Consider the following 12,941-nt stretch of genomic DNA (forward strand, 5'->3'; position numbering starts at 1 on the left):
GTCGAAACGGGGAACCCCGCCCGGGTGAGGGGCGGGGCGTCCGGCCGGAGACCGGCTGGTCAGTTGGCGTAGATCTGGTCGAACACGCCGCCATCGCTGAAGTGAGTCTTCTGCGCCTTGGTCCAGCCGCCGAACACCTGGTCGATGGTGAACAGCTCGACCGGGGCGAACTTGTCCTTGAACTTGGCGGCCACCGCCTCGTTGCGGGGACGATAATAGTTCTTGGCGGCGATCTCCTGGCCCTCGGGGGTGTAGAGGAACTTCAGATAGGCCTCGGAAATGGCGCGGGTGCCCCGCTTGTCCACCACCTTGTCCACCACCGCCACCGGCGGCTCCGCCAGGATGGAGAGGGACGGCGTGATGATGTCGAACTTGTCAGGGCCAAGCTCGTTGACCGACAGATAGGCCTCGTTCTCCCAGGCAATCAGCACGTCGCCGATGCCGCGCTCGACGAAGGTGACGGTGGAGCCGCGGGCGCCGGTGTCCAGCACCGGGGCGTTCTTATAGAGTGCCTTCACGAACTCCTTGGCCTTGGCCTCATCGCCGCCGGTCTTCTTCAGCGCATAGCCCCAGGCGGCCAGATAGTTCCAGCGGGCGCCGCCGGACGTCTTCGGATTGGGCGTGACCACCTTGATGCCGGGCTTTACCAGGTCGTCCCAATCCTTGATGTTCTTGGGGTTCCCCTTGCGCACCAGGAAGACGATGGTGGAGGTGTAGGGCGAGGAATTGTCCGGCAGGCGCTTCTGCCAGTCGGCGGCCAGAAGGCCCCGCTCGGCAATGGCATCGATGTCATAGGCGAGCGCCAGGGTCACCACGTCCGCCTCGAGGCCGTCAATGACCGAGCGGGCCTGCTTGCCGGAGCCGCCATGGGACTGGCGGATGGAGACCGTCTCGCCGGGATGGGCGGCGGTCCATTGGGCGCCGAAGGCCTTGTTCACTTCCACATACAATTCGCGCGTCGGATCATAGGACACGTTGAGCAGTGTGGTCTCGCCGGCCATGCTGCCCACGGGCGCGAGCAGGCCTGCTGAAAGGCCAAGCGCAAGGGCGGTCCGGGTGAGCCGCTGGAGGAAGCGGACGGACATGCGGATCTCCTGTGGTGTCAAGGCGTCAGGCGCCTGAGAATGCCGTGTGTTCCGACGATGGCAGCCACCGGAGCGTGCGTCAATAATTAACTCCATAAATTTGGTAGAAAAAATAGATTTACTGGCATCTTTCGGGAAATGGTATGCGGCGCGCCGTCTGGCGAGGCGGGCACGCCCGCCAGCCGATTTCTGGGTCGATACTGTGAAGAGGAATGGCGGCCGTTGCGTTGCGCGGTGTGCGCGTGTGTCGGCGGCGACAGATCAGATCACGAAGGGAGCGCCGGTCGCCAAGGGGCAACGGGGCATGGACCCGGCCGCCCGCGCCTTCGCGGGCCGTGACCCTCGGGCGCACAGGGGCACGTCTCACGTCAGCCGCGAGGTTAAGTTGCTGATTGGCCGGTCTTTGTCCGTCGGGACGGACGGCGCCGCCGTCCCCTCAGGAGATGTGGATGCCGCACTCGGTCTTGGCGGAGCCGCGCCAGCGGCCGGCGCGCGGGTCCTCGCCGGGACGCACACGGCTGGTGCAGGGCATGCAGCCGATGGAGGCGAAGCCATGGGCCTTCAGGGGGTGCTGGGGCAGGTTGTGCGCCGTCATCCAGCCGGCAATCTCCGCCACGCCGAGGGCCGCCAGCGGATTGAACTTCACGCGGGCACCATCGGCTTCCACGGCGCGGATGGCGGCGCGGGTGGCGGACTGGAAACGCTTGCGGCCATTCACCCAGGCCGAGAACGGGGCCAGTGCCCGCTGCAAGGGCTCGGTCTTGCGGAGCGCGCAGCAGGCGTCCGGCGCATCGGCCCACAGGCTGGTCTCGGGGTCCCGGGCGGCGAGCGCCTCCGGGTCCGGGCGCATGGAGCGCACGTCGGTCAGGCCGAGCAGCGCGGTCAGGGTGTCGCGATAGGCCAGCGTCTCGGGAAAATTGTGCCCGGTGTCCAGAAAGATGATCGGAATGGTGCGGTCCACCTGCGCCGCCATGTGCAAAAGCACCGCCGATTCCGCGCCGAAGGACGAAACGATGGCGAGACCATCCCCGAAAGTGGTGCGGGCCGCGCCCAGGATCTCCAACGGCGAGGCATCCCGCAAGCGGGCATCCAGGGCGTCCGCCACCGCAGCGGAGGCGGAGTGGCTCTCCCCGCCGGGGATGGAGGTCAGGGCGATGGTCATGGCGGTTCAGGCCCCTTGCACGGACGCCCGGCGCAGGTCGAGCGCGGTTGCGCGGCCATCACCGGTGGGCTGGTAGAAGACGGAATAGGTGGCGAGCGCAGACGCGAAAGCGTCCACGTCCGATGCCTTGGCGATCTCGAACGCATCGAAGCCGCAGCGCGCCATCAGCAGGATCTGGTCACGCAGGACGTTGCCGGAGGCCCTGAGCTCGCCGGAATAGCGCAGCCGCTCGCGCAAGAGCCGGGCCTGGCTATAGGCGCGGCCGTCGCGGAACTTCGGGAAGCTCAGCACCACCACCGACAGGTCGTCGATGAAAGGGGCAAGCGTGGTCACGTCGGCATCGTTGGAGACGGCCACCCCCACCGGGCGATTGCCGCCGATGAGCGTGTCATGCTCCGCCAGGAGCCGGCTCAGGGGCACGATCACCGGCCCGTCGGGCAAGGCGCCCTCCGCATCGGCGCGCGCGAAAGCGTCGGGCACCACGGCCCCGTTCTTAACGAGAGGCATAGGCGCGCTCCTTGAAGGGTTCGATGCCCAGGCGCTGGACCACCGAGATGAACGGTTCCGCCGGGCCGGAGCGCAGCTCCAGATAGGTGTCGACGAGGCGCTCCACCACATCCACCACCTCGGTCTCCGACACCGCCGGGCCGAGCAGCTCGCCGAGCTTGGCCTTGTGGTTGCCCTTGCCGCCGAGGGTGATCTGGTAGAATTCCTCGTCCTTTTTCTCGACCCCGAGAATGCCGATGTGGCCCACATGGTGGTGGCCGCAGGCATTGATGCAGCCGGAAATATTGACGTGCATGCGGCCGATCTCGCCGGCCCGTGCCTCGTCCGCGAAACGCTCCGACAGGCGCTGGGCCAGCGGGATGGAGCGGGTGTTGGCGAGCGAGCAATAATCCAGGCCTGGGCAGGCGATGATGTCGGAGATGAGCCCCACATTGGGGGTGGCAAGGCCGAGGCCCTTCAGCGCCCGCCACAGCTCGGGGAGGTCCTTCTGGCGCACATGGGGCAGCGTCAGGTTCTGCTCGTGCGCCACCCGGATCTCGCCATAGCCGAAGCGGTCGGCAAGGTCGGCGATACCGTCCATCTGCTCGGCCGTGGCATCGCCGGGTGGCCCGCCCACCGGCTTCAGCGAGACGGTGACGATGGCGTGGCCGGGCACCTTGTGCGCGGTCACGGCATTTTCGTACCAGCGCAGGAAATCGGCGTCGGCCTTGGCGGCCTCAAGGGTGGCGGGGCCGTCCGCGAGGGGCTCGAAATCGGGCGTGCGGAAGCGGTCGCGGATGGTGTCGAGGGCCGCTTCGTCCAGCCGCAGGGCGCCGTCCCGGATCTGCGCCCACTCCTCTTCCACGCGGCGGGAGAACTCCTGCGTCCCCACCTCGTGCACCTGGATCTTGATGCGGGCCTTGTAGATGTTGTCGCGCCGGCCGCCGGAATTATAGACCCGCAGGATTGCCTCCAGATAGGAGAGCAGGTCTTCCTTGGGCAGGAAGTCGCGGATGGTCTTGCCGATGAAGGGGGTGCGCCCCAGCCCGCCGCCCACGATCACCTCAAAGCCGGTGTGGCCGTCGCGCTGATGCAGCCGCAGGCCGATGTCGTGCACGCGGATGGCGGCGCGGTCATGCTTGGCGGCGGTGATGGCGATCTTGAACTTGCGGGGCAGGTAGGTGAATTCGGGGTGCAGGGTCGACCACTGGCGGATCACCTCCGCATAGAGGCGGGGATCCTCAATCTCCTCCACCGTGGCGCCCGCCCACGGGTCCGTGGTGGTGTTGCGGATGCAATTGCCGGAGGTCTGGAGGCCGTGCATGCCGGCCTTGGCCAGGTCGTCCATGGCATCGGGCAGTTCGTCGAGCTTGATCCAGTTGAACTGGATGTTCTGCCGGGTGGTGAAATGGCCGTAGCCCCGGTCATAGGTGCGCGCCACATGGGCCAGGGCCCGCATCTGGTCCGACGACAACGTGCCGTAGGGAATGGCGATGCGCAGCATATAGGCGTGGAGCTGGAGATAGACGCCGTTCATGAGGCGGAGCGGCTTGAACTCCTCCTCATTGAGCACGCCCGAAAGGCGGCGGCCCACCTGATCGCGGAACTCACGAACCCGGTCCTGAAGAAAGGCGCGGTCGAACTCGTCATAGACATACATGATGGGGTTCCGGTCCCGCGGCTCAGGCGGACTGTGAAAAGGCGATGGTGGGCCCCGCGACCCGGATGCGCTCCCGCAGATTGGCTGGGCGGATCTCCCCGCCCTCGGTCGCCACCCGCGCGGGATAGGCGCCCACGGCCGTGTTCTCGTCCGAATTGGCGACGTTCAGAAGACGAAGCGCTGCGTCCGAGGTGGTCACCACAGCGGCATCCGCCAGCTGCGTGGACCAGGAATGATCTCCGGTCAGCCACACCACCACGCCGTCGGCAAGGCGGTTGGCCGTGATGACGGTGGGGCCGGTGATCTTCAGCTTCTGCTGGAGCGGGGACGTCATGCTGCCGGCCTTCTGATTAATTCACCGTCATATCTGGTGAATTACGTGTTTATATCCATCTGAAAGTAGAATATCTCCACGCGATGTTCAATGTCTAAAAGAACAAGAGAGCGACGTAAAATTGGTGCGCAAAAAAGGGCCGCTCGCGCCCGGCGCGGGCAGCCCCAGGGTCCGTCGATCACAAGCGGGCGGCGGCCTCCCGGGCGGCGGTGAACTCGGCCACCAGGCGCTGGCAGAGCTCCGCGGTCGCGGGGGCGTCCAGGACCGAACCCACGCCCTGGCCGGCCGACCAGACGTTTTTCCACGCCCGCGCCTCGTGGTTCAGGTCGAGCGTGGCATGGTCGGGGAGGGCGTTGGGATCGAGGCCCGCGGCGATGATGGAAGGGGTCAGGAAGTTGGCGTTCACCCCGGAAATGGCCGGAGTGTAGAGAATGTCCGCCGCGCGGGCCTCCATCAGCATGGCCTTGTAGGCGTCGGGGGCCGCGCTCTCGCGGGTGGCGATGAAACGGGTGCCGAGATAGGCCAGATCCGCCCCGAGAAGGCGCGCGGCGGCCACATGGGCGCCGGTCGACATGGCGCCGGACAGGAGGATGGTGCCCGAGAAGATGGAGCGAATCTCCGGCACCAGCGCGAAGGGGCTGAGCGTTCCCGCATGTCCGCCCGCGCCGGCGCACACGGCGATGACGCCGTCCACCCCCGCTTCCACGGCCTTTTCCGCATGGCGCCGGTTGATGACATCGTGGAACACCAATCCGCCGTAGGAATGCACCGCCTTGACCACGTCCGGCACCGCCCCGAGCGAGGTGATGACCAGCGGCACCTTCCGGTCCATCGTCACCTTCAGGTCCGCTTCCAGGCGCGTGTTGGAGCGATGGACGATGAGGTTGACGCCGAACGGGGCGGCATCCGGTACTTCGGCGAGGCGGCCATGGATCTCGTCGAGCCAGGCCGCATAGCCCTCTGTGCTGCGCTGGTTGAGGGCAGGGAAGGTGCCCAGCAATCCGCTGCGGCAGGTCTCCACCACCAGGTCCGGGTTGGACACCAGGAACATGGGCGCGGCGACGATGGGGGCTTTCAGGCGTCCTTCAAGCTGGGCCGGTAACGGCATGGGCGTGCATCCTCCACTCATTGTTGGGCCTGACCTTGGCGGTCGGATGGGGGATTGGCAAGGCGCGGTGGCGGGGCGGGCCTTCCCTGCGGCGCGCCGACGCTCCCGGCGGACGCGGCCCCGGCCTTGCCGGTCTCCCAGCCTTGGTGCAGCCTCCCCCGCAAGCGGCCGTCGCCGCACCATTCATCTCGGAGGACCTCATGTCGGACGCCGAACCCATCGTGTTTCAAAAGGACGGAGGCGTGGCGCGCATTCGGTTCAATCGGCCCCAGGTGCTGAACGCGCTGGATGAACGCATGATCCTGGCCTTCGCCGATGCGGTGGCGCAGGTGGCGGAGGATGAGAGCGTGCGGGTGGTGGTGCTCTCCGGGGAAGGGCGCGGCTTCCTGGCTGGGGGGGATGTGGGCCGCTTTCACGCCGCCGGGGCGGAGGCGCCCTCGGTCGTGGATGCCATCATCGGCCCCTTCCATCGCGCCATGGCCGCGCTCACCACCCTCCGGGCGCCGGTGGTGGCGGCCCTTCACGGCCCGGTGGCGGGCGCCGGCCTGAGCGTGGCCCTGGCCGCCGACCTGGCCATTGCCTCCGAAGATGCCAAATTCACCCTGGCCTACAGCCGCATCGCCACCAGCCCGGACGGCGGGGCCTCCTGGAGCCTGCCGCGTGTGGTGGGGCTGCGCCGGGCCATGGAGATGGCGCTCCTGTCCGATGTGATCGATGCGCAGGAGGCGCTTCGTGTGGGGCTTGTGAACAAGGTCGTTCCGCTGAGCCAGTTGGCGGACGAGGTGGATGCCCTTGTTGCCCGCCTCGCGGCGGGTCCCACCCACGCCTATGGAAAGATCAAGGCACTGCTGCGCGGCTCGCTCCAGCGTAGCCTGCCGGAGCAGTTGGAAGAGGAGCGCCTGTCCTTCCTGTCCTGCGCCGGGACGGCCGACTTTGCCGAGGGGGCCGCGGCGTTCGTGCAGAAGCGGGCGGGGGTCTTTACGGGTCAATAGAACAAAAATTCACTGTAATATTGACAATTAACACATCTCGATGGACATTGATCCCATAAAGTCCATGGGAGATGTCGAATGTCTCGTCGCGCCACCGATGCGCTACTCCCCCGCCGCTCCCTTGGGAGTGGGGGAGTGGCCGTGCGTCACGATGCGGCGGCCGGCCGCGTGGCTCAATCCTGGCGGGATTGGCTCCTGTTTTCCATCGCTTATGGCATTATCGTCGCGGCCATCCTCTTCACCTCATCCCATTGAGGGAGAGGAACGGATTTCGCGAAACTATTATGTGATTTCTGTGGGGCGAGGTACCGGGCGCGCCCTCTGATCGCCAGCCCCGCACGTAGCGGTCCTAGCGCTTGGCCCGCCGGCTGATCGGCAAGGCTGAGCCCGAGCGCCCCTTTGGGCGCGGGCGGATTTGATGGGGCCAGTCAGGCGTCCGCCTTCTCCCGGTCCACCGCCACCACCCGTCCGCGCTCCACTGCCAGCGCCAGACGGCCGGCTTTCAGCGCCAGCGCCTTTTCGCCGAACAATTCCCGCCGCCATCCGTGCATGGCGGGGACGGGAGCATCATCGTCCACCGCGATGCGCTCCAGATCGTCCGTGGTGGCGATCACCTTGGCCGCGACCGCATTCTGCTCCGCTGTCATGCGCAGCAGCACCTTCAGCAATTCCACCGTGGCGGAGGCGCCGTTGGGCAAGGGCTTGTCCCGTTCGATCCGGGGCAAGGTTCGGGGGTCGCGGGCAATGCCCCGCTTCACGGCTTCGAGCACCGCCTCGCCATAGCGGGACCGCTCGAAGCCCTTGGGCAGGGAGCGCAGTTCGGCCAGCTTTTCGGGGGTCTGCGGCTGCTGGGTGGCGATCTCGCCGATCACCTCGTCCTTGATGATGCGCCCGCGCGGCAGGTCCCGCGTCTGGGCCTCCCGCTCGCGCCAGGCGGCCACCTCGATCAGGACGGCCAGTTCCCGCGGCTTCCGAACCCGGGACTTTAGCCGCTCCCAAGCCGTCTCCGGCTCCTGCCGGTAGGTGTCGGGAGAGGTGAGGACATGCATTTCCTCCCCCACCCACTCCGCCCGGCCCCGGGCCTGGAGATCCTGAAGCAAGGTCAGATAGACCTCGCGCAGATGGGTCACGTCAGCCGCCGCATAGGTCAGCTGCGCCGGGGAAAGCGGCCGCCGCGACCAGTCCGTGAAACGGGAGGACTTGTCGAGCGCATGGCCGCATATGCGCTGCACCAGTTGGTCGTAGGAGATGCTGTCGCCATAGCCCAGCACCATGGCCGCCACCTGGGTGTCGAACACCGGATGGGGAATGATGCCCGCCAGGTGCCAGATGATCTCGATGTCCTGCCGGCCGGCATGAAAGGCCTTCATCACCCGTTCATTGGCCATGAGGGCGAAGAAGGGAGCAAGGTCCAGCCCCTCGGCGAGGGTATCGACGACGATCACCTCTTCGGGGGACGCCACCTGCACCACGCAGAGCTTCGGCCAAAAGGTCGTCTCGCGCAGGAATTCGGTGTCAACGGTGACGAAATCATGTCGGGCGAAACGCTCGCAGGCGGCCGCGAGGGCTTCTGAGGTCGTGATGAGCTCCATGGACGCACCATAACGGACCTTGATGCTGCCGCGAAAGAGCCAGATTGATGTGATCGTCAACGAGCCATGCGCGTGGCGAGGGTCGCGGCTTCTTCTTCGCCCATCGGGCGGCCCAGCAGGAAGCCCTGGACGTGCGTGCAGCCTTCTGCGCGCAGGATTTCCAGCTGCGCCTCCCGCTCCACACCCTCGGCGGTGACCTCCACCTTCAGCGCCTGCGCCAGGGAGATCATGGCCCGCACGATCGCCAGACTCTGCCCGCCCTGCTCCAGGCCGTCCAGGAAGGTCTGGTCGATCTTGATTCGGCTGAAGGTGAGGCGGCGCAGATAGGACATGGAGGAGTAGCCGGTGCCGAAATCATCCAGCGCTACTGAAATACCTTGCGCCCGAAAGCTCTCGAAGGCGGTCTCCGCCGCGTCGCTCTCGTCGAGTAGGGCGGTTTCGGTGATCTCCACCTCCAGCCGTTGGGGCGGCAGGCCGGATTGGCGCAGCGCGTTGCTGACCTGCTGGGTGGCCAGATTGCCGCGAAACTGCAGGGGAGACAGGTTGACGGCGACCCGGACTCCCCCCGGCCATTGGGTCGCCGCCCGGCAGGCCTGCTCCAGCACCCAGGCCCCTACCGGAATGACAAGGCCGGTCTCTTCGAGGACGGCGATGAAGCTCGCCGGGCTGACGAGGCCGCGGGCGGGATGCCGCCACCGCAACAGCGCCTCGAAGGCCACGAGGCTGAGATCGTCGATGGCGAAGATGGGCTGATATTGGAGGCAGAAATGGCCCTCGCGCCAGGCGGTGTCGAGATCCAGCTCCAAGGTGCGCCGGGTGAGGGCGTTGCGCTCCATTTCCCGATGAAACACGCGGGCCTGCCCCCGGCCGTCGCCCTTGGCGCGATAAAGAGCCAGGTCCGCATTCTTGAGCAGATCGGTGTTCGTCTGCCCATGGTCGGGGGCGATGGCGATGCCGATGCTGCCGCCGGCAATCACCCGGTGCCGCTCCACCACAAAGGGCGCCCGGATGGCGGCGAGGATGCGCTCGGCCAGCGCCAGGGCCGTGTCGGCGTCGGTGCCGGGCTGGAGGACGGCAAATTCGTCGCCGCCCAGACGGGCCACGGTGGCGTCGCGGCCGACGCAGCCCTCGATCCGCCGCGCCACCGCCTGCAGCAGCGCATCGCCCACCGCATGGCCCAGCGTGTCGTTGATGGACTTGAAATAATCCAGGTCCAGGAACAGCACCGCCAGGGGAAACGTCGCCTCGCTCGCGCGGAGCGCCTCCTCCACCCGCTCCCCCAGAAGCAACCGGTTGGGCAGGGAGGTCAGCGGATCGTGCCGCGCCGTATGATGGGCGGTGGCCGCGAAATCGTGCTGCGAGCGCAGAAAGCGGATCGCCACTGCCACCAGGCCGGCAATGACCAGGCAGAGCAGCACCGCGCCGGCAAGAATGGCCAGCGCCTGCGCCCGCACCGAGCGGTTCACCGCGGACATGGTGTCCGTCACCATGACGGCCATGGGGTAGCGCTCGGGACTGTGCATCGCCACCAGCCGCTCCTGGCCGTCCAGGAGGCCGGGCGGAGCCAGTTGGGGACCCGTCCGGCCGAGCAGGTCCCGGGCCTGCCGCTGGCGCAGCTCGGCCTCTTCGGGCGGTGGAACCTGGTGGGGATGGCTCGCCAGATAGGCGCCGTCGTCGCGCACCAGGAGGATGGCGCCGTCCCGCCCCAAATTGATGGCGCCAAAGAAGTTCTCGAAATAGGCCTGCTCCATGGCCCCGAGCACGAGGCCCAGGAATTTGCCGTCTGGCGAGGTGAAGCGGCGGGCGAGATAGATGGTCATGGTGCCGGTGCCGCGATTGGGCACGGGCACGGAGATGAAGGTGTCCGGCCCGGTCATGGATTTCAGGGCCATAAAATAGTCGCGGTCGGCAATGTTGACCGGCGGGATGGGCCAATAGCGCGAGAAGTTCAGCAGCTTGCCGGTCTCGTCGATGATGGTGACCGCATCCACATAGGGCAGGGCGTCGATCTTCTCCCGCAGGGTCTGGTGCATGGCCATGGTGGAGACGGCACGCTCCAGCCCGTCGCGGTCGGTGACGCCGGCCGCCGCTACGAAGTCGACGATGGACAGCTGGACCAGCTCCAGCGCCTCGAAAGCGCGTGCTGTCTGTTCCGCCAGGGTCAGGGCGAGATTGGCCATCTCGCGCTGCCGGTCCGCCACGGCATGGCGCTGCAGGGAGAAGACCATCGCCGCGGAGGTGGCGAGCGCCGCGAGGGCGAACAGCGCACCGAGCACCGCCACCCACACCACCCCCTTCGCGCGGCCGGGATCGGGCGGGCGGGAGATCTGAGGCAGGGGGGAGGAGTGGTCCGAAGGGACGTCCATAAAGCGCCTTGTGACACGGGCGTGCGAGGACACAGGTTACACGTGTTGGTTCCCCAGACCTAGAGCGGCATCCTGCCCCTCGCGATCCCGGCCATCGCGATCCGGCCGCAGCCCAAGGTGGCAGGGGAGCGGAGACCGCCGGGGCGCCTCCCAAAGTTGCGCGAGACTTGGGATGGGCACGGCCAGAGCGCCCGCCGCCCTTGACAAGGTTGGGCTCGCGTGCACCTTCCGCGGCCTGCGATCCCGGCCTCGCGAGGGGCGGAACGCGCTTGTTTTGAGATTTGCCCGAAAGGTCCGCCCCATGCACCGCTACCGCACCCACACCTGCGGCGCGCTCACCGATGCCCAGGTGGGAGAAAGCGTCCGCCTCTCCGGCTGGTGCCATCGCATCCGCGACCATGGCGGCGTGCTGTTCATCGACCTGCGGGACCATTATGGCCTGACCCAGGTGGTGATCGATCCCGACAGCCCCGCCTTCGCCGCCGCCGAGAAGGTGCGCGCGGAATGGGTGGTGCGCTTCGACGGTAAGGTGCGCCTGCGCCCCGAGGGCACGGAAAATGCCGACCTGCCCACCGGCAAGGTGGAAGTCTATGCCACCGAGCTGGAAGTGCTCGGCCCGGCGGCGGAACTGCCGCTGCCCGTGTTCGGCGACCAGGACTATCCGGAAGACATCCGCCTGCGCTACCGCTTCCTGGACCTGCGCCGCGAGCGCATCCACGGCAACATCATGAAGCGCGGCCAGATCGTCGACAGCCTGCGCCAGCGCATGAAGGGCCAGGGCTTCTTCGAGTTCCAGACGCCGATCCTGACCGCCTCCTCGCCGGAAGGCGCGCGCGACTTCCTGGTGCCCTCGCGCATCCATCCCGGCAAGTTCTACGCGCTGCCCCAGGCGCCCCAGCAGTATAAGCAGCTGATCATGATGAGCGGTTTCGACCGCTACTTCCAGATCGCCCCCTGCTTCCGCGACGAGGACCCCCGCGCCGACCGCCTGCCGGGCGAGTTCTACCAGCTCGACCTGGAAATGAGCTTCGTCACCCAGGAAGACGTGTTCGCGGCGGTGGAGCCGGTCATCCGCGGCGTGTTCGAGCAGTTCGGCGACGGCAAGCCGGTGACCCAGAACTGGCCGCGCATCCCCTATGCGGAAGCCCTGCGCAAGTATGGTTCCGACAAGCCGGACCTGCGCAACCCGCTGGTCATGCAGAATGTGTCGGAGCACTTCCGCGGCTCCAACTTCAAGGTGTTCGCTCGCCTCTTGGAAGACCCCAAGAACGAGGTCTGGGCCATTCCCGGTCCCACCGGCGGCTCCCGCGCCTTCTGCGACCGCATGAACAGCTGGGCGCAGGGCGAGGGCCAGCCGGGCCTTGGCTACATCATGTGGCGCGAGGGCGGGGAGGGCGCGGGCCCGCTCGCCAACAATATCGGTGCCGAGCGCACGGCGGCGATCCGCGAGCAACTGGGTCTCAAGGAAGGCGATGCCGCCTTCTTCGTGGCCGGCGACCCGTCCAAGTTCTACAAGTTCGCCGGCCTGGCCCGCACCAAGGTGGGCGAGGAGCTCAAGCTGGTCGACCTCGATCGCTACGAGCTGGCCTGGATCGTCGACTTCCCCTTCTACGAGTGGTCGGACGAGGAGAAGAAGATCGACTTCTCCCACAATCCCTTCTCCATGCCCCAGGGCGGGCTGGAGGCCCTGCAGTCGCAGGATCCGCTCACCATCAAGGCGTTCCAGTACGACATCGCCTGCAACGGCTATGAAATCGCCTCCGGCGGCATCCGCAACCATCGCCCCGAAGCCATGGTGAAGGCCTTCGAGCTGGCCGGCTATGACGAGGCGACCGTGGTGGAGCGGTTCGGCGGCATGTACCGCGCGTTCCAATATGGCGCCCCGCCCCATGGCGGCATGGCGGCGGGCATCGACCGCATCGTGATGCTGTTGTGCGGCGTCACCAACCTGCGCGAGATCTCGCTCTTCCCCATGAATCAGCAGGCCCTCGACCTGCTCATGGGCGCACCCTCGGAGGTGGCGCCCAAGCAGCTGCGCGAGCTGCACATCCGCCTGAACCTGCCCCAGAAGTGAGGCGGTGCGGGCCGCCCAGCGTGGCCCGCCCTCTGTTTCCTTGGGATCAAGACAGATCGGCCGCCCCTTGGGGCGGCCGATT

General features: G+C 67.1%; 10 protein-coding genes. 2 read left to right on the top strand and 8 right to left on the bottom strand.

Annotated features, from left to right (window positions below; genetic code table 11):
* Window positions 1-59 precede the first annotated feature (59 nt).
* The 6 genes from ACT54L_RS12115 to ACT54L_RS12140 form a co-directional block, all read right to left on the bottom strand.
* Window positions 60-1,085, bottom strand: coding sequence for a sulfate ABC transporter substrate-binding protein (locus ACT54L_RS12115; protein ID WP_476085840.1), 1,026 nt, complete (start codon window positions 1,083-1,085; stop codon window positions 60-62).
* A gap of 436 nt (window positions 1,086-1,521) precedes the next feature.
* Window positions 1,522-2,247 carry a phosphoadenylyl-sulfate reductase gene (locus tag ACT54L_RS12120; protein ID WP_476085841.1) on the bottom strand — a complete coding sequence of 242 codons (726 nt, stop codon included), beginning with the start codon at window positions 2,245-2,247 and terminating at the stop codon, window positions 1,522-1,524.
* 6 nt (window positions 2,248-2,253) lie between these two features.
* A complete protein-coding gene (locus tag ACT54L_RS12125; protein ID WP_476085842.1) occupies window positions 2,254-2,754 on the bottom strand; it encodes a DUF934 domain-containing protein in 501 nt (166 codons plus the stop codon).
* Window positions 2,741-4,393: a nitrite/sulfite reductase gene (locus tag ACT54L_RS12130; RefSeq protein ID WP_476085843.1), complete on the bottom strand. Its 1,653-nt coding sequence runs from the start codon at window positions 4,391-4,393 to the stop codon at window positions 2,741-2,743. The genes ACT54L_RS12125 and ACT54L_RS12130 overlap by 14 nt, the downstream gene beginning before the upstream one ends.
* Window positions 4,394-4,415: 22 nt before the next feature.
* Window positions 4,416-4,727, bottom strand: coding sequence for a DUF2849 domain-containing protein (locus tag ACT54L_RS12135; RefSeq protein ID WP_476085844.1), 312 nt, complete (start codon window positions 4,725-4,727; stop codon window positions 4,416-4,418).
* 178 nt (window positions 4,728-4,905) lie between these two features.
* Window positions 4,906-5,835 (bottom strand): NAD(P)H-dependent flavin oxidoreductase, encoded by a 930-nt coding sequence (locus ACT54L_RS12140; RefSeq protein ID WP_476085845.1) that lies wholly within the window; start codon window positions 5,833-5,835, stop codon window positions 4,906-4,908.
* A 200-nt stretch (window positions 5,836-6,035) separates the two neighbouring features.
* Between ACT54L_RS12140 and ACT54L_RS12145 the strand changes: the two genes are divergently transcribed.
* Window positions 6,036-6,827 (top strand): enoyl-CoA hydratase/isomerase family protein, encoded by a 792-nt coding sequence (locus tag ACT54L_RS12145; RefSeq protein WP_476085846.1) that lies wholly within the window; start codon window positions 6,036-6,038, stop codon window positions 6,825-6,827.
* A 428-nt stretch (window positions 6,828-7,255) separates the two neighbouring features.
* Here ACT54L_RS12145 and rnd read toward each other — a convergent pair whose 3' ends face one another.
* Window positions 7,256-8,419, bottom strand: coding sequence for a ribonuclease D (gene rnd, locus ACT54L_RS12150; RefSeq protein WP_476085847.1), 1,164 nt, complete (start codon window positions 8,417-8,419; stop codon window positions 7,256-7,258).
* Window positions 8,420-8,475: 56 nt separating this feature from the next.
* The gene (locus ACT54L_RS12155; RefSeq protein WP_476085848.1) at window positions 8,476-10,785 is read right to left on the bottom strand and encodes a bifunctional diguanylate cyclase/phosphodiesterase; all 2,310 of its coding nucleotides are present in this window, start codon (window positions 10,783-10,785) and stop codon (window positions 8,476-8,478) included.
* Window positions 10,786-11,086: 301 nt separating this feature from the next.
* Between ACT54L_RS12155 and aspS the strand changes: the two genes are divergently transcribed.
* Window positions 11,087-12,859 (top strand): aspartate--tRNA ligase, encoded by a 1,773-nt coding sequence (gene aspS, locus ACT54L_RS12160; RefSeq protein ID WP_274775390.1) that lies wholly within the window; start codon window positions 11,087-11,089, stop codon window positions 12,857-12,859.
* Window positions 12,860-12,941 lie beyond the last annotated feature (82 nt).

The sequence above is a fragment of the Aquabacter sp. DMC10 genome, from assembly GCF_056314145.1.

Excerpts from the sequence above, each read along its gene's own strand:
- aspS (WP_274775390.1), top strand. The coding sequence starts at position 11,087 with ATGCACCGCTACCGCACCCACACCTGCGGCGCGCTCACCGATGCCCAG.
- ACT54L_RS12155 (WP_476085848.1), bottom strand. The coding sequence starts at position 10,785 with ATGGACGTCCCTTCGGACCACTCCTCCCCCCTGCCTCAGATCTCCCGC.
- ACT54L_RS12140 (WP_476085845.1), bottom strand. The coding sequence starts at position 5,835 with ATGCCGTTACCGGCCCAGCTTGAAGGACGCCTGAAAGCCCCCATCGTC.
- ACT54L_RS12115 (WP_476085840.1), bottom strand. The coding sequence starts at position 1,085 with ATGTCCGTCCGCTTCCTCCAGCGGCTCACCCGGACCGCCCTTGCGCTT.
- ACT54L_RS12135 (WP_476085844.1), bottom strand. The coding sequence starts at position 4,727 with ATGACGTCCCCGCTCCAGCAGAAGCTGAAGATCACCGGCCCCACCGTC.
- ACT54L_RS12125 (WP_476085842.1), bottom strand. The coding sequence starts at position 2,754 with ATGCCTCTCGTTAAGAACGGGGCCGTGGTGCCCGACGCTTTCGCGCGC.
- ACT54L_RS12130 (WP_476085843.1), bottom strand. The coding sequence starts at position 4,393 with ATGTATGTCTATGACGAGTTCGACCGCGCCTTTCTTCAGGACCGGGTT.
- ACT54L_RS12145 (WP_476085846.1), top strand. The coding sequence starts at position 6,036 with ATGTCGGACGCCGAACCCATCGTGTTTCAAAAGGACGGAGGCGTGGCG.
- ACT54L_RS12120 (WP_476085841.1), bottom strand. The coding sequence starts at position 2,247 with ATGACCATCGCCCTGACCTCCATCCCCGGCGGGGAGAGCCACTCCGCC.
- rnd (WP_476085847.1), bottom strand. The coding sequence starts at position 8,419 with ATGGAGCTCATCACGACCTCAGAAGCCCTCGCGGCCGCCTGCGAGCGT.